This window comes from Enterobacter sp. E14S (assembly GCF_055666685.1).
On sequence record NZ_JBVODQ010000002.1, the window covers coordinates 580,468 to 594,901 of the forward strand.

Sequence of the window (14,434 nt, forward strand, 5' to 3'; positions counted from 1 at the left end):
AGGAAAATCGATCAGTGACAGAGCCCGCGCCCGAGCAGGCTGAGAAATCAACGGCAACGGTGCAGGCGTTGCTGCGCCAGCTGTTGGATATCTATGATGCTAAAACGCTGGCCAATCTGCTGGTGGCGCACGGCGAGAGCCACTGGAGCCCGGCGATCCTTAAGCGTCTGCTGACCAGCGAGCGCGCAGGGCGCGCCTGAGCGAAGGCGAGTTTCGTTATCTGCAAAACCTGCTTCCGCGTCCTCCTGCCGCGCACCCGAACTATGCCTTCCGCTTTATCGATCTGTTCGCCGGTATCGGCGGTATCCGACACGGTTTTGAAGCTATCGGCGGACAGTGCGTGTTTACCAGCGAGTGGAACAAACATGCCGTCCGGACCTACAAGGCCAACTGGTATTGCGATCCGCACGAGCACCATTTCAACGCGGATATCCGCGATGTCACCCTGAGCCATAAAAGCGGCGTGAGCGATGAACACGCCGCCGAGCACATTCGCCAGACGATCCCGGCGCATGACGTGCTGCTGGCCGGCTTCCCGTGTCAGCCCTTCTCGCTGGCCGGTGTCTCCAAAAAGAATGCCCTTGGACGCGCCCACGGCTTTGCCTGCGATACCCAGGGAACGCTGTTTTTTGATGTGGCGCGCATTATTGACGCCCGTCGCCCGGCCATCTTTGTGCTGGAAAACGTTAAAAATTTAAAAAGCCACGACGGCGGAATAACCTTCCGCATTATTATGCAGACCCTGGATGAGCTGGGTTATGACGTGGCCGACTCGCAGGACATGGGCGCGGACGATCCCAAAATCATTGATGGGAAACATTTTCTGCCCCAGCATCGCGAACGTATCGTGCTGGTGGGTTTCCGCCGCGACCTCAATCTCAAGGGGGATTTCACCCTGCGGGATATCCCGTCTTTGTATCCCGAGCGTCGTCCTACCGTTGCCGACCTGCTGGAACCTGTCGTTGACGCGAAATTTATCCTTACCCCGGTGCTGTGGAAATACCTCTACCGCTATGCCAAGAAACATCAGGCGAAGGGCAACGGCTTCGGGTTTGGGATGGTAAACCCCAACGATCCGCACAGCGTGACCCGTACGTTGTCCGCTCGCTACTATAAGGATGGGGCAGAGATCCTGATCGACAGAGGCTGGGACAAGGCGCTGGGTGAAAAAGATTTCGACGATCCGCACAACCAGCGTCACCGTCCGCGACGCTTAACGCCGCGGGAATGCGCCCGGTTGATGGGATTTGAGACCCCGCAGGGTTACCGCTTCCGCATTCCGGTTTCGGATACTCAGGCGTACCGCCAGTTTGGTAACTCGGTGGTGGTTCCCGCGTTCGCGGCCGTGGCCAAACTGCTGGCCTCGCGCATCAGACAGGCGGTGGCACTCCGTCAGGGTGAGGCCGTCAATGACGGATGTTCACGATAAGGCCACGCGCAGCAAAAATATGCGTGCCATCGGCACGCGTGACACCGCCATCGAAAAGCGCCTGGCCGGGCTGCTGACGCAGGCGGGGTTTGATTTCCGCGTACAGGATCCTGCGCTTGCGGGTCGCCCCGATTTCGTCATCGACGCCTGGCAGTGCATCATCTTTACCCACGGCTGTTTCTGGCATCACCACGACTGCTACCTGTTTAAGGTCCCCGCGACGCGCACCGATTTCTGGCTGGATAAAATTGGCAAGAACGTCGAGCGCGACAGCCGGGATCTCACCGCGCTGATTGCGCAGGGCTGGCGGGTGCTGATCGTCTGGGAGTGTGCGCTGAGAGGCAGATTAAAACTGAACGATACCGATCTGACCGAGCGGCTGGAGGAGTGGATCTGCGGCGGCGGCCAGACCGCGCAGATCGACACGCAGGGTATTCACCTGCTTACGGTTTCTCCACCTCACAAGGCGTGACCACCGGTTTTGCGGGCAGTAAATATTTGCCCAGGGTGACCAGCACGACGGCAAAAACAATCACTCCTAATGCCAGCCATTCAACGGAAGAGAGCGTTTCTCCCCCCAATCCCGTCCCGAGCAGCACGGCCACGACCGGGTTGACGTAGGCATAGCTGGTGGCGACTGCCGGCGAGACATTGCGGATCAGGAACATATAGGCGTTAATGGCGATGATGGAACCAAACAGCGCCAGGTAGCCTACCGCCAGAAAGCCCGACAGCGGCGGCAGGGTCGTCAGCTTTTCTCCCGTCAGCGTGGAGGCGAGCAGCAGTACAATCCCGGCGGCGAGCATCTCAATCGCGCCCGCCATCATGCCGGTCGGCAGTTCGATACGCGAACCGTAGACGGAACCAAACGCCCAGCTCATCGAGCCAATCAGAATGATGATTGCGCCCCACGGATTCCCGCTCAGGTTACCGCCGCTGTTCAGCAGAATGATGCCGGCAAGGCCAATACCAATCCCCAGCCATTCCAGCTTGCGGGTGCGGATACCAAAAAGGCGGCTAAAGCAGAGGGTAAACAGCGGTACGGTGGCAACGACCACGGCGGCGATCCCGGACGGTACGTTCTGGTGCTCGGCAATCGTTACAAACCCATTTCCCACCGCCAGCAGCAGTAGGCCGATCAGGGCGGCATTCAGCATCGGGCGCAGCGGGGGAAGCTTATGCCCGCGCAGCAGCAGGAAGGCCAGCAGCAGCACGCCAGCCGAGAGAAAGCGGATGCCCGCCATCATCAGTGGCGGCCAGCTTTCCACGCCGATGCGAATGACAAAGTAGGTTGAGCCCCAGATGATGTACAGCGAAAAGAGTGCCCCAATGAGCGGTAGCAATTGCCGGAAACGCATAATCCCTCACGACGAAATAAAAAGGTCGCTGATAGTAAACGCGAAAACTATCTCCCTGGCGAGCCCTTTAATTGTGTAGCTGATGTGAATTTTTTGTTGACGCGAGGTGGGTGTTTCCGGGTTTGCGCTTTTGCTCCATACTATTCACCTAATTACCAAAAAATGAAGGATTAAGATTTTGGCAGGAAGTAGCTTATTAACATTGCTGGATGATATTGCGACCTTACTGGATGACATTTCAGTGATGGGGAAACTGGCGGCGAAAAAAACCGCAGGCGTGCTGGGAGATGATTTATCGCTTAACGCCCAGCAGGTGAGTGGGGTGAGGGCTAACCGTGAACTGCCGGTGGTGTGGGGCGTGGCAAAAGGCTCCTTCCTGAATAAGGTGATTCTGGTGCCGCTGGCGCTGCTGATCAGCGCGTTTATTCCCTGGGCCATCACGCCGCTGCTGATGATTGGCGGGGCGTTTCTCTGCTTCGAGGGCGTAGAGAAGGTCCTGCACTCCTTTAGCGCGCGCAAGCAGAGCGATACGCCGGAGATGCGCCAGCAGCGTCTTGAAGCGCTGGCCGCTCAGGATCCGAAAACCTTCGAGCGCGATAAGGTCAAAGGCGCTATTCGGACCGACTTTATCCTGTCCGCAGAGATTGTCGCCATTACGCTGGGCATCGTGTCTGACGCGCCGCTCCTGAATCAGGTTCTGATCCTCTCCGGCATCGCCATTCTGGTCACCGTCGGCGTCTACGGCCTGGTGGGACTGATCGTCAAGCTGGATGATATCGGCTACTGGCTGGAAGAGAAATCGAGCGCGGTGGCAAGAGGCATCGGCAAAAGCCTGCTGGTGATGGCCCCGTGGTTGATGAAGAGTTTATCGGTGGTAGGCACGCTGGCGATGTTCCTCGTGGGCGGCGGGATCGTGGTGCACGGTATCGCGCCGCTGCACCATGCGATCGAACATTTTTCCTCGGCGCAGGGCGCCGTTGTCGCGGCGATTCTGCCCACGCTGCTGAATCTGGTGCTGGGCTTCATCATTGGCGCTATCGTGGTCGCGGCGGTGAAGCTGGTTGAAAAAATACGCGGCACGTCGCACTAATTGTTACCCGTTATGGGGTGCAAAAAGACCATTCCTCGTCTAAATTGAAACAGTTTCACCCTGATACAGGAGGCAGGTATGGTCTTTTTGGTCAGTGATGAAGTTAAGCCTAAGAAGGGCGGCCCACGTATGATTGTGACCGGGTATTCCAGCGGAATGGTGGAATGTCGGTGGCACGATGGCTATGGCATCAAGCGGGAAGCATTTCGTGAAGATGAGCTTCAGCCGGGGGACGGGCAGCACCAGCGGGACAAGGCTTAATCACATAACGCCCGGCTTTGCCGGGCGTTTTTATTTCCAGTACCGGGTGTAAGGCAGCGATCAGGGAGTGTGTGTGCAGCGCGATACCTTTGTTGTAAGACAATCTTTTTTGCAATGGCTGCATAAGCGTAGCAATCCGGGGTTGATTGTTAATCTCTGTTTTCTGGTTGTCCTGGTGTTTTCGACTCTACTGACCTGGCGTGAAGTGGTGGTACTGGAAGAAGCGTACATCTCCAGCCAGCGTAACCATCTGGATACGGTGGCCAGTTCGCTGGACAGACAGCTGCAGAACAGCGTGGACAGGATGCTGCTGTTTCGTCAGGGCATGCGCGATGCAATCCAGACGCCGCTGGCATTTGAAGTACTCCAGAATGCGGTATCTCGCTTTAGCTCAGTCCGCATGCTACCTACCTGGCAGCTTGCCGTTGATAAAAAACGCACCCTTCCCATTAACGGAGTTTCGGATGCATTCGTCGAGAAAACCACGCTTCTGAATCGTGACGATGAACGCCTCAGCCACGAAATTTCCGCCGCGCTGGAAGTGGGGTATCTGCTCAGGCTGGCGTCGTCGAGAGCACAAACGGAAGCGCGCGTGATCTACGTCTCCCGCGCCGGGTTTTTCATTTCCACCGATACGCCGGACCAGGCGGGCGATATTACCTCCCGCTATTACCATCTTGTCACGCAGTCCTGGTTTACCCAGCAGTCAGAGCGGAACAATCGCGCTCGCGCGGTGCGCTGGTTCATCTCTACCCCTTCATCCTGGACCAATGATGAACGTACGATCACCGCCAGCGTTCCCATCTATTTCGATCATTACTGGTATGGCGTCGTGGCGATGGATTTTACGTTGGACACCATGCAGCGCCTGCTGGCCGATGCGACGGAAGACCGAACGGAAGGGGAGTATCAGCTGTACGATACCCGGCTCAATATGATTGCCACCTCTGCCCATACGGGAAACGCGGTTAACCATTTTGACGAACGCGAAACGGCGCAGATTGCGCAGGCGATTGAGCACGCTACCGGCGGCGGGATCCGCCTCGGAAGCCGTTTTGTCAGCTGGGAGCGACTCGATCACTTCGACGGCGTTGTCCTGCGGATCCACACCCTGCACGAAGGGGTACAGGACGACTTCGGCAGCATCAGTATCGTGCTGGCGCTGATGTGGGCGCTCTTTACCGCCATGCTGTTGATCTCGTGGCTGGTGATCCGCCGCATGGTGAGTAACATGTACACGCTTCAGCACTCGCTCCAGTGGCAGGCCTGGCATGACCCGCTTACCCGGCTGAATAACCGCGGCGCGCTGTTCGACCGCGCAAAATTGCTGGCGGAAACCTGTCGCCAGCAGTCGCTGCCGTTCTCGGTGATTCAGATCGATCTCGACCATTTTAAAAACATCAACGACCGCTTCGGCCATCAGGCCGGGGATAAGGTGCTCTCCCACACGGCAGGACTGATTGCCAGCGCGTTACGCAAGAATGATGTGGCAGGGCGCGTAGGCGGGGAAGAGTTTTGCGTCGTCCTGCCGGGGATCGGCCTGGAGGAGGCGAGAAGCGTCGCGGACCGTATTCGCTGCCGCATCAACAGTAAGGAGATCCTGGTGAAGAAGAGCACGACCCTGCGCGTCAGCGCGTCGCTGGGGGTCAGCAGCGCGGATGAAGCAGGTAACTACGAGTTTGAACAGCTGCAGTCCGTGGCGGACGTCCGGCTGTATCAGGCCAAACAGAGCGGGCGTAACCGGGTCGTCTGGCGGGATTAAGAGAGGAAGTGATCCAGCCCCTCCTGCCAGCCCGCCGGGCCGGGCTGCCGGGTGTGATAAACCCGGGCGGGGTTATCGTCCCGTAGCGTGATGCCCTCACGGTTAATGCCCTTAATCACTACCGCGAAGTCAACGCTGTCGAGCAGCGGCGCATCATTGGGACCGTCGCCGAGCCCCAGCGTGGTGGGTTCAATCTCTTCCAGCTCGCGGTATTGCTCAATCAGCCAGTTCACCGCAACGTCTTTGCCGCAGCGGGCGTCCAGAACATGCCAGAAGCGCGCGCCCTGCAGGCATTTAAGGCCGACATTCGCCAGCTCCTCTTCAAACTGAACCATTTTCTCGTCGGTATCGCGCCAGATGAGCGTGACGGACGCTTCATGCTTGCGGGCAAGCGCCGAACGGTAGCGCGACAGTCCGGTCCACTCGCTAATAACATGCTCATCCACGTCGTCAAAGGTAGTGAATTTATAGCCCGTCTGCAGGCGAATTTGCTCGATCCGCGGGCGAATATCCCGGTGCGTCATCCCCCTGATCTGGCGCTGAACCTTATCCCAGCGCACGTCAGGCTGAATCACCGCGCCGTTCTCGGCAATAAAAGGCAAGCCTTCAAGCCCCAGATCCAGCTGGAGATCGAGCATCTCTGCCGCGGTCTTGCTGCTGCAAAGAATGACCGGAACCTGATTATCCAGCAGCCTGTCCAGCCAGGACATGGCGGGTTGCCACTCATAGGTGTGAATATCCAGCAGTGAACCATCCAGGTCAGAGAAAATCAGCAATGTATCCCGCAGTGAAGGCATAGCGACTCCTGGTAACAGATGCGTCTCGCTCTAAGAAAATTCCTAAAAAATAATTAAGGCGAAAACCGGAGAAAAGAGGAATGCTCCTGGCAAACCCGCATTCGGCGTGTGTTATTGCTCATAACAAAAAGCATTGTGTTAAAAATATTATATTCATCGTAAGAATATATGCTTGTCAGCCAAATTCGTTGGGGATAGTGTGGCATGTACATCAGATTTCCTGGTGTAACGAATTTTCAAGTGCTTCTTGCATAAGCAAGTTTTGATCCCGGTCATCCCCATGGCCGGGATTTTTTTCGCCCTACCGATTGGCTTCAGACACGCTAAAGTCGTGAATATCAAGCTCGAAGGCCTCCGCCAGCTCGCGATAGGTGTGATAATCCCTTCCGTTGACAATGACGCGGTCCGAATTGTCGTCCGACCGGCGGACTTCTGACTCACTGATCTCATTGATGGCGGCCAGCAGGGCATCGACATCCACCTCGACTTCGCGCTTGATGGTGTCGCTGTACTCTTTATCGGTCTTCATTACGGGGTTCCTCTTTCAGCCGTGTCCAACGGTAAGTATAGACTGTGTATAAAAACGCCAATCACGCCGGGCGGCGATGTGCGTTTTTGCGTTTTGTTCTACACTGGCTCAAAACCAGAGGAGGAATGTATGAAGGTCAACGATCGGGTAACCGTTAAAACGGACGGTGGGCCGCGCCGCCCGGGTGTGGTGCTGGCAATTGAAGAGTTTAGCGAAGGCACAATGTACCTGGTATCGCTTGAGGACTACCCGCTCGGTATCTGGTTTTTTAACGAACTGGGGCATCCGGACGGCATTTTTGTCGAGAAGGCGGAGTAGCACGGCGTCGGGTAGCACATCGCGTGCCCGACAACCTCTTCAGAAGCAAAAATCTCTGGCCAGGCCAGAGATCAAAGGTAGGGTGCACAGGTCTTAAGCGACTAACGCATGTTGACGAAAATCCCGTTCGTCACATTATCGGTCAGGCGTACCACGTGGTAGATCACTTGCTTATTATGCGTTTTAATTTTCCTTTTGATATTTCCTTTGTGTGACGAAACGGTTTTCGCTTTAATATTCATCTGGTCGGAGATCTGAATAGTTCCTTGTCCCGCCATCCACATTCGCAGCATACTTGATTCAGTCCTGCTTAATGATAGGGTGGGTAAGTTAACCGCTCCTACATTTTTAACTTCTTTATTCAAATAATCACCCAGAATGTCATCCAGCGACTCGGGTTTAATCGATTTAGAACTGATCAATAAATTTTTACGGACCAACAAATACTCATCGAAATGGATATTCGCGATCGCCATAAAAACAATAAACAGGGTTTTTGGATGCTGATTAATGATTTGCTTAATGTGCTGACTGTTGGCTGGATCGTGAATGAAACAGTCCTCATTAATAAACACCACGCCTGGTTTTAGTTCGTCACAAGCGGCTGCGAGTTCGTCAACGGTGTGTGCATCGTTGATGTCTCTCTTTCTTACCCCTCTGCTTGCCAGGTACCCGGTTAACCCTAGCCGGGTGTAGCTGCATAAATCCATAATGATCGTTGACATGGCATACCCTCACTCAATGCGTAACGATAATTCACCATCTGCCTGAGAGCTCAAAACAGCCATACGGGATGGAAAAAAATAATAAACCTGTGAGCATGACAAAGACTTTCAGGCGGACTCACTATCCCGTAAAGTTACGTATAATTTGCCAGGAATCTTCTTAAAGTAAAGTAAATATTAAGTATTGTGAGATGGTTAGAAACAATTAAACCGCGTCAGATATATCCTGGAAGATGTTTTACGCGTTTTATTTTAGGAATATCCTCAGAAAGACAATGGCAACAGTGAGGGCTATTATTTACGTGGCAGCTCGCTGACAATATCCGCTAAAAGGTTGAATATCTCGCCGAATAAATGTTCACAGAAGGGAGCGATAAGTGGCATCAGTAATGACATTAATAAAATCCCAACCGTCAGCGTCAGCGGAAAACCAATGACAAACACCGAAAGCTGCGGCGCCATTCGGTTGAGTAAACCTAACGCCAGGTTGACGGTCAGCAGCAGGGTGATGATCGGCAGCGCCAGCATCAGCCCGTTGAGGAAAATCAGCCCCGCAGCGCGAGTAAGCGCGAGGAAAGCGTTGCTGTTCACCGGATTTTCGCCAATCGGCAGCGTATGGAAGGTATCCACCAGCATGGAGATCAGCCAGAGATGGCCGTTGAACGACAGGAACAGCAGCATGGCGAGCAGATCGATAATACGCGCCAGCACGGGCATGTTGAGATGACTACCGGGATCGACAAACGTGGCGAACGATAGTCCCATCTGCAGGCCGATCAGTTCCCCTGCGGTACGCACCGCGGCAAAGGCGAGCTGCATGGTAAAGCCGACGGCGACGCCAATCATCACCTGCTGCAGGGCCACCCACACCGCATTCGCCGAGAAGATCGGAATATCCACGGGGGGAAGAGAGGGCGCGACGATAATGGAGATGATGATGCCCAGCCCCACCTTGACGCGCTTGGGTATCGATTTCTCACTGAGAATCGGGGCGGTGGATATTAGCGCCATGATGCGCAGCATCGGCCAGAAATAGACGCCGAGCCATTGAACCCACTGGTCGCTGGTGAAGTGCAGCATCGTCAGGTCAGCCGATGATGTACGGCAGATTGGTAAACAGGTTGCGCATATAGTCCAGCAACAGGTTCAGCATCCACGGCCCGGCCACGATAATCGCCACGAACACGGCGATGATTTTCGGGATGAACGACAGCGTCATTTCGTTAATCTGCGTGGCGGCCTGCAGGATACTGATAATCAGACCGGTAACCAGCGCGACAAGCAGCAGCGGCGCGGCAACGGCAATCGCGATTTTCATCGCTTCCGTGCCCATCATCATGACCGATTCGGGTGTCATTGCCGTTCCTTAACTGTAGAAACTCTGCGCCAGCGAACTGACCAGCAGCTGCCAGCCGTCGACCAGTACAAAGAGCATGATCTTAAAGGGCAGGGCAATGGTCGCGGGCGGCACCATCATCATACCGAGCGCCATCAGGACGCTGGCGATCACCAGGTCGATAATCAGGAACGGAATAAAGATGGTAAAGCCAATCTGGAACGCGGTTTTCAGCTCGCTGGTGACATAGGCAGGCAGAAGAATACGCATTGGCACCGCTTCCGGTCCCTGCATCTCGCCGGTGTTGGACAGGCGGGCAAAGAGGGCCAGGTCGGCTTCGCGCGTCTGGCGCAGCATAAATTCCCGCAGCGGCTGGGCGCCTTTATCCAGCGCTTCCTGCATGGAGATTTTGTCTTCGCTGAACGGCTGGTAGGCGTCGGTATAAATCTTATCGATCACCGGCGACATAATGAAAAAGGTCAAAAACAGCGCCAGCCCCAGCAGAACCTGGTTTGGCGGCGCGGAAGGGGTTCCAAGCGCGTTTCGCAGCAGACCAAAGACGATGATGATGCGGGTGAAGCTGGTCATCATCAGCAGGATGGCCGGAATAAACGTCAGCGAGGTGATGAACACCAGCGTCTGCACCGGAAGCGACCAGCTTTGTCCGCCGCCCGCGAGAGGGGTGGAGACCAGACCGGGCAGCTGTGCATAGACCGCGGGAGCAAACAGGCCAACGCCCGCAAGCGTCAGGGATAACAAACGGCGCATCAGGATCTCCCGGAACGCTTAAGCAAACTCTTCATGACGGACTGAAAATCCGCAGGGGCGTCTGCGCGCTCGTCCACCACAACAGGGGCGGGCGGCAGCTTATGTAATACGCTGATGTTTGAGGCCGTGACGCCCAGGACCAGGCGCGCATCGTCTACCTCGACGATGACCACGCGCTCGCGTGGTCCCAGCGTGGTGCTGGCGCTGACCTTCAGGCCGCGGGCACCGGCGCTTTTACCCGCCAGGCCAAAGCGCTTCGCCAGCCAGGCGGAGATAAGAATAAAGGCAATAATACCGAACAATGCTCCGCTCACCTGGAGCAGAGGCGAGCCGGGAACGGCAGAAGGCTGTGATATTGTTGCCTGGGTTTTCATGCTTAACGGCTCAGACGACGCATACGTTCAGACGGGGTAATGATGTCGGTGATGCGTACACCGTATTTATCGGCAACCACCACCACTTCACCCTGGGCAATCAGATAACCGTTGATCAGAATATCCAGCGGCTCGCCAGCCAGACCGTCAAGGGCCACCACGGAACCCTGCGTCAGGCGCAGCAGCTCTTTAATGGTCATGCGGGTGCGTCCCAGCTCAACGGTCAGCTTAACCGGGATATCCATAATCAGGTCGATGTCCTGCAGCGTACCGCTGACGTCACCGCCGCCGAGCTGCTGGAATACGGCATCCGCTGCACTTTTGGCCGGGGGTGCTTTTTGCTCGTTTAACGCGTCAGCCCACAGATCGTCCAGTGCTCCGCTGTTCTCATCGGACGGATTGTTCATGTCACTCATTTGGGCTGTTCCTCATTCAGCGAATTCAAAATCGGGTTGATCAAGTGCTCAACGCGTAACGCATACTGACCGTTAATCGTGCCGTACTGGCTTGTCAGCACGGGGACACCATCCACATGGGCAATAATGCGGTCGGGTTTTTCTATCGGCAAAACATCACCGGGTTGTAATTTCAGGATCTGAGATAACCGCAGCGGGATATCGGCGAAGCTCGCCACCAGCTCAAGCTGCGAATGCTGGACCTGGCGGACCAGGTTTTCACGCCAGTTCTGGTCTTCGTTGCGGGAGTTCTCCAGCGGCGGGTTTACCAGCAGCTCGCGCAGCGGTTCGATCATGCTGAACGGCAGGCAGATGTTGAACTCGCCGGTCAGGTTACCGATCTCCACGTGGAACGGCGTGTTAACGACGATATCGTTCGGGGAGGTGGTGATATTGGTAAATTTCACCTGCATCTCAGAACGGACGTACTCCACTTCCAGCGGGTTAATCGCTTTCCACGCGTCGCTATAAGACTCCAGCGCCAGCTTCAGCATGCGGTTAATGACGCGCTGTTCGGTGTGGGTGAATTCACGACCTTCTACTTTGGTCGGGAAACGCCCGTCGCCGCCGAACAGGTTATCCACCGCGATGAACACCAGGCTTGGCGAAAACACCACCAGGCCGGTGCCGCGCAGCGGCTTCAGATGAATCAGGTTAAGGTTGGTCGGCACCGGCAGGTTGCGGGCAAACTCATGATACGGCTGAATGCGGATCGCACCGACCGTAATATCCGGGCTACGACGCAGCAGGTTAAACAGCCCCATACGGAACTGACGTGCAAAACGTTCGTTAATGATCTCCAGCGCCTGCAGACGTTCACGTACCACGCGACGCTGGGTATTCGGGTCATAGGGACGAATATCGCTATCGCCGCCAATACCCGGTTTAGGATCATCATTGTTATCGCTGTCGCCGTTGAGCAGCGCATCGATTTCTGCCTGAGAAAGAATACTGTCGCCCATGTCGTTACCGCAGAATGAATGCTGTATACAGAACGTCAGTGACTTCCTGCTTAGGTTGGCCGTTTACCAGCGGGGTCGCCAGCGTTTGTTTAATGGCGTCGACCAGCTTTTGCTTACCCACATCGGTAGCCAGCGCCGAAGCGTCCTGACGAGAGAACAGCAGCAGAAGGCGGCTACGCACTTCAGGAAGGTAATCGTTCAGACGTGAACGGGTGGCTTCATCTTTCAGGCGCAGCGTAATGCCAACGTAAAGCACGCGATCCGCATCACCCAGATTGACGGTGAAGGTATCCAGCGGGAAGAACACTGGAGCCGGCGGAGGCGGTGCTTCAGCTTTGGCTGCAGCGGTGGTCGGTTCCTGCTGCATACGCCAGTAACTATAGCCCGCGGTAGCGCAGGCGGCGAGCGTGATCAACACCAGCAGCGGGATCCAGATGGAACGCTTACTTTTTTTGGTGATAGCGGAGTCAGTCATCTGATACGAGCTTCCTGTTTCGGTACAGCTTAATAAGGTGATTATCCCGTGTCCTGCTGTCGTCAAAGCGTGGAAAAGACGGGGATAATCACGCTACCTCTGGCGTTTAGGCGAAGATGTCTACGGCACTATTACCGCGCGCTGCGGACTGCAGGGCGGCAGGAACAGGCAGTAACTCATCGCTCTCTTCATTAAAACCGCCGGTGTTGCCGGAACGCGAAGCCTGGTGCTGCTGCTGGGATGAAGACTGCTGCTGCCCGGCGAAGCTCTCGCTGCTGACGCTGCTCTGCGCAAGCTGAATGCCGTTTTCCGCCAGTGAGGTCCGCAGTACCGGCAGCGCGGCTTCCAGTGCCGCACGGACGTGGCTGTGCGCAGAGACCATCTGCAGCTGGGCCTGGTTATCATCCAGCTTAAGCGAAATTTGCACCTGACCCAGATCTTCTGGGTGCAGGCGCAGCTCTGCCGTCTGCTGGCCCTGCTTAGTGAACAGGGTGATGTGCTGGCTCAGGGACTGCTGCCATTCGTGGGTCCCCAGAGGCTGGCTTAATACCGGCGCGCTGGCGACGGTGGCGGCCGTCTGACTGGTCGCATGGCTGGACATAATCGGTGCCAGAGTAGCTGTTGGTGATGATGATGAGGACGAACTGGCGAGCTCCTGCTTCTCTGCCGCTGCGGCCACGGCCGGTGTAGCAGGCGCGTTGCCCTGCAGGGCCGGCTCGTGATTTTTCACCTGGTTCTGATAAGGCGTAGCACTCTGCGCTTTATCGTGGCTTCCCGCAGACGCGTTCAGGGACGGTTGGCCCGCGCCGTTTGAAAGCGTCGCGGAATTCAGCGTTGAGGTGGCGGAAACGCCCTCGCTGCCTGCCGCGCGAGAGGCGGTAGTTTGCTGCTGGTGCGGCAGCATCGCCATCAGCGCGCTTAATCCGGCCAGCTCTTCTTCGCTCAGCTCGCTTTTACCGTCATCTTTGCTGTTCGCCGCATTGAGCGTCTTCAGCGCGTCGCCCTTAGACAGCGGCACCAGCCCGGAAACCAGCGTATCAAGCGACGTGACGGGCGACGTTTCATCGCCGTTCAGCGCGGTCTGGCGCGAGAGCAGGTCGGCAATTTTGGCCTGCAGGGTGGTATCCCCTTTGGCGTCCTCAGCCACTTTTGACAGTTTACTGCCGGCGGCTTTCAGATCAGCCAGGGTCAGCGGCGCATCTTTGCCCTTGCCCGTTGCGTCCGAGAGGGCGCCCGCCAGCAGAGAGAGAAAGTCCTGTGCACCGTCGGCGCCTTTCCCCGTTTGCGTGCCGCCTGACAGGTCGCTGTCGCTCATCAGCAGTTGTTGCAGTGTGATCATTCCGGTTTCCTCATTGATGCGCGCTGGGCAAACTCATCCATTTTCTTCTGATCCAGACGGTTTTCCGCCAGGGTCGTTGCCGCGATCTGTCGGTCCTGTAAAGTCTGCCAGGCCTGCAGCCGCTGCTTCTTCTCGCGCCAGAAATTGAGCGCGGTATCGACTTTCTGGGTCCACTGGTTAAGCTGCTGGCGATGCTGATCTATCGCCTTCTCCAGCGTCTGGATAAACTGCTGATAGTTAATCCAGCGCTGGCTTCCAATGCCCTGTGTCATATCGGTATTGAGGTTGGTGCGATATTCATGCTGATAGTCGATCAACATCTTCAACTGTTCTTCAGCCTGCTGGCACCCGCGTCGCATTGCGCCTAGCTGCAATGCGGCATCATCAACTTCTTTTTCAGCCAGATCTTTCAGCGTTGATAACGCGCTGTTTTGCGCCATGACCTTCGCCCTCCAC

17 protein-coding genes and 2 pseudogenes are annotated in these 14,434 nt (G+C 56.1%); 6 read left to right on the forward strand and 13 right to left on the reverse strand.

Going from position 1 to position 14,434, the window contains the following annotated elements:
• Window positions 1–14 precede the first annotated feature (14 nt).
• Both ACZ6J2_RS07840 and ACZ6J2_RS07845 read left to right on the forward strand, forming a co-directional pair.
• Window positions 15–1,429, forward strand: a pseudogene (locus ACZ6J2_RS07840) (DNA cytosine methyltransferase).
• Window positions 1,410–1,901 (forward strand): very short patch repair endonuclease, encoded by a 492-nt coding sequence (locus tag ACZ6J2_RS07845; RefSeq protein ID WP_471725340.1) that lies wholly within the window; start codon window positions 1,410–1,412, stop codon window positions 1,899–1,901. Before ACZ6J2_RS07840 ends, ACZ6J2_RS07845 begins: the two are co-directional and overlap by 20 nt.
• On the opposite strand, the gene yedA is transcribed toward ACZ6J2_RS07845, so the two are convergent.
• Window positions 1,873–2,787 carry a drug/metabolite exporter YedA gene (gene yedA / locus ACZ6J2_RS07850; protein WP_033145907.1) on the reverse strand — a complete coding sequence of 305 codons (915 nt, stop codon included), beginning with the start codon at window positions 2,785–2,787 and terminating at the stop codon, window positions 1,873–1,875. The two genes, ACZ6J2_RS07845 and yedA, sit on opposite strands and share 29 nt — an antisense overlap.
• Before the next feature lie 178 nt (window positions 2,788–2,965).
• Between yedA and ACZ6J2_RS07855 the strand changes: the two genes are divergently transcribed.
• The 3 genes from ACZ6J2_RS07855 to dgcQ all read left to right on the forward strand — a co-directional run bounded on the left by ACZ6J2_RS07855 (window position 2,966) and on the right by dgcQ (window position 5,900).
• A complete protein-coding gene (locus ACZ6J2_RS07855) occupies window positions 2,966–3,877 on the forward strand; it encodes a DUF808 domain-containing protein (protein ID WP_471725341.1) in 912 nt (303 codons plus the stop codon).
• Between the two features lie 78 nt (window positions 3,878–3,955).
• The gene (locus ACZ6J2_RS07860; protein WP_023312315.1) at window positions 3,956–4,138 is read left to right on the forward strand and encodes a YodC family protein; all 183 of its coding nucleotides are present in this window, start codon (window positions 3,956–3,958) and stop codon (window positions 4,136–4,138) included.
• Window positions 4,139–4,211: 73 nt separating this feature from the next.
• Window positions 4,212–5,900: a cellulose biosynthesis regulator diguanylate cyclase DgcQ gene (gene dgcQ, locus ACZ6J2_RS07865; RefSeq protein ID WP_471725342.1), complete on the forward strand. Its 1,689-nt coding sequence runs from the start codon at window positions 4,212–4,214 to the stop codon at window positions 5,898–5,900.
• On the opposite strand, the gene ACZ6J2_RS07870 is transcribed toward dgcQ, so the two are convergent.
• Both ACZ6J2_RS07870 and yodD read right to left on the reverse strand, forming a co-directional pair.
• Window positions 5,897–6,697 (reverse strand): mannosyl-3-phosphoglycerate phosphatase-related protein, encoded by an 801-nt coding sequence (locus ACZ6J2_RS07870; protein ID WP_471725343.1) that lies wholly within the window; start codon window positions 6,695–6,697, stop codon window positions 5,897–5,899. The two genes, dgcQ and ACZ6J2_RS07870, sit on opposite strands and share 4 nt — an antisense overlap.
• A 301-nt stretch (window positions 6,698–6,998) precedes the next feature.
• A complete protein-coding gene (yodD, locus tag ACZ6J2_RS07875; protein ID WP_008500310.1) occupies window positions 6,999–7,226 on the reverse strand; it encodes a YodD family peroxide/acid resistance protein in 228 nt (75 codons plus the stop codon).
• A gap of 129 nt (window positions 7,227–7,355) precedes the next feature.
• Between yodD and dsrB the strand changes: the two genes are divergently transcribed.
• Entirely contained in the window at window positions 7,356–7,544 is a 189-nt protein-coding gene (dsrB, locus tag ACZ6J2_RS07880; RefSeq protein WP_013097741.1) for a protein DsrB, read from the forward strand.
• 101 nt (window positions 7,545–7,645) lie between these two features.
• Here the strand turns inward: dsrB and rcsA are convergent, their stop codons facing one another.
• From rcsA to fliJ, 10 genes and pseudogenes are all read right to left on the reverse strand, one after another.
• The gene (gene rcsA, locus ACZ6J2_RS07885) at window positions 7,646–8,269 is read right to left on the reverse strand and encodes a transcriptional regulator RcsA (protein ID WP_008500313.1); all 624 of its coding nucleotides are present in this window, start codon (window positions 8,267–8,269) and stop codon (window positions 7,646–7,648) included.
• A 287-nt stretch (window positions 8,270–8,556) separates the two neighbouring features.
• Window positions 8,557–9,349: pseudogene (gene fliR, locus ACZ6J2_RS07890) on the reverse strand (flagellar biosynthetic protein FliR); the annotation flags it as partial.
• Between the two features lie 7 nt (window positions 9,350–9,356).
• On the reverse strand, window positions 9,357–9,626 hold the full coding sequence (gene fliQ, locus ACZ6J2_RS07895) for a flagellar biosynthesis protein FliQ (RefSeq protein WP_008500315.1): 270 nt from the start codon (window positions 9,624–9,626) through the stop codon (window positions 9,357–9,359).
• Between the two features lie 9 nt (window positions 9,627–9,635).
• Complete coding sequence (gene fliP, locus ACZ6J2_RS07900) at window positions 9,636–10,373, reverse strand: flagellar type III secretion system pore protein FliP (RefSeq protein ID WP_033145903.1); 738 nt, start codon at window positions 10,371–10,373, stop codon at window positions 9,636–9,638.
• Entirely contained in the window at window positions 10,373–10,747 is a 375-nt protein-coding gene (gene fliO, locus ACZ6J2_RS07905) for a flagellar biosynthetic protein FliO (RefSeq protein WP_471725344.1), read from the reverse strand. The genes fliP and fliO overlap by 1 nt, the downstream gene beginning before the upstream one ends.
• 2 nt (window positions 10,748–10,749) lie before the next feature.
• Window positions 10,750–11,163, reverse strand: coding sequence for a flagellar motor switch protein FliN (gene fliN / locus ACZ6J2_RS07910; protein ID WP_023312308.1), 414 nt, complete (start codon window positions 11,161–11,163; stop codon window positions 10,750–10,752).
• Window positions 11,160–12,164 carry a flagellar motor switch protein FliM gene (gene fliM, locus ACZ6J2_RS07915; protein WP_023336184.1) on the reverse strand — a complete coding sequence of 335 codons (1,005 nt, stop codon included), beginning with the start codon at window positions 12,162–12,164 and terminating at the stop codon, window positions 11,160–11,162. The genes fliN and fliM overlap by 4 nt, the downstream gene beginning before the upstream one ends.
• A 4-nt stretch (window positions 12,165–12,168) precedes the next feature.
• Entirely contained in the window at window positions 12,169–12,639 is a 471-nt protein-coding gene (gene fliL, locus ACZ6J2_RS07920; protein ID WP_023312306.1) for a flagellar basal body-associated protein FliL, read from the reverse strand.
• A gap of 106 nt (window positions 12,640–12,745) precedes the next feature.
• Window positions 12,746–13,978, reverse strand: coding sequence for a flagellar hook length control protein FliK (fliK, locus tag ACZ6J2_RS07925; RefSeq protein WP_471725345.1), 1,233 nt, complete (start codon window positions 13,976–13,978; stop codon window positions 12,746–12,748).
• Window positions 13,975–14,418: a flagellar export protein FliJ gene (gene fliJ, locus ACZ6J2_RS07930; RefSeq protein WP_023312304.1), complete on the reverse strand. Its 444-nt coding sequence runs from the start codon at window positions 14,416–14,418 to the stop codon at window positions 13,975–13,977. Before fliJ ends, fliK begins: the two co-directional genes overlap by 4 nt.
• Window positions 14,419–14,434: the final 16 nt, after the last annotated feature.

Bases quoted from the DNA above. Each gene is read 5' to 3' on its own strand.
- ACZ6J2_RS07845 (WP_471725340.1), top strand. From the start codon at position 1,410: ATGACGGATGTTCACGATAAGGCCACGCGCAGCAAAAATATGCGTGCC.
- yedA (WP_033145907.1), bottom strand. From the start codon at position 2,787: ATGCGTTTCCGGCAATTGCTACCGCTCATTGGGGCACTCTTTTCGCTG.
- ACZ6J2_RS07860 (WP_023312315.1), top strand. From the start codon at position 3,956: ATGGTCTTTTTGGTCAGTGATGAAGTTAAGCCTAAGAAGGGCGGCCCA.
- ACZ6J2_RS07870 (WP_471725343.1), bottom strand. From the start codon at position 6,697: ATGCCTTCACTGCGGGATACATTGCTGATTTTCTCTGACCTGGATGGT.
- yodD (WP_008500310.1), bottom strand. From the start codon at position 7,226: ATGAAGACCGATAAAGAGTACAGCGACACCATCAAGCGCGAAGTCGAG.
- dsrB (WP_013097741.1), top strand. From the start codon at position 7,356: ATGAAGGTCAACGATCGGGTAACCGTTAAAACGGACGGTGGGCCGCGC.
- rcsA (WP_008500313.1), bottom strand. From the start codon at position 8,269: ATGTCAACGATCATTATGGATTTATGCAGCTACACCCGGCTAGGGTTA.
- fliQ (WP_008500315.1), bottom strand. From the start codon at position 9,626: ATGACACCCGAATCGGTCATGATGATGGGCACGGAAGCGATGAAAATC.
- fliP (WP_033145903.1), bottom strand. From the start codon at position 10,373: ATGCGCCGTTTGTTATCCCTGACGCTTGCGGGCGTTGGCCTGTTTGCT.
- fliO (WP_471725344.1), bottom strand. From the start codon at position 10,747: ATGAAAACCCAGGCAACAATATCACAGCCTTCTGCCGTTCCCGGCTCG.
- fliN (WP_023312308.1), bottom strand. From the start codon at position 11,163: ATGAGTGACATGAACAATCCGTCCGATGAGAACAGCGGAGCACTGGAC.
- fliM (WP_023336184.1), bottom strand. From the start codon at position 12,164: ATGGGCGACAGTATTCTTTCTCAGGCAGAAATCGATGCGCTGCTCAAC.
- fliL (WP_023312306.1), bottom strand. From the start codon at position 12,639: ATGACTGACTCCGCTATCACCAAAAAAAGTAAGCGTTCCATCTGGATC.
- fliK (WP_471725345.1), bottom strand. From the start codon at position 13,978: ATGATCACACTGCAACAACTGCTGATGAGCGACAGCGACCTGTCAGGC.
- fliJ (WP_023312304.1), bottom strand. From the start codon at position 14,418: ATGGCGCAAAACAGCGCGTTATCAACGCTGAAAGATCTGGCTGAAAAA.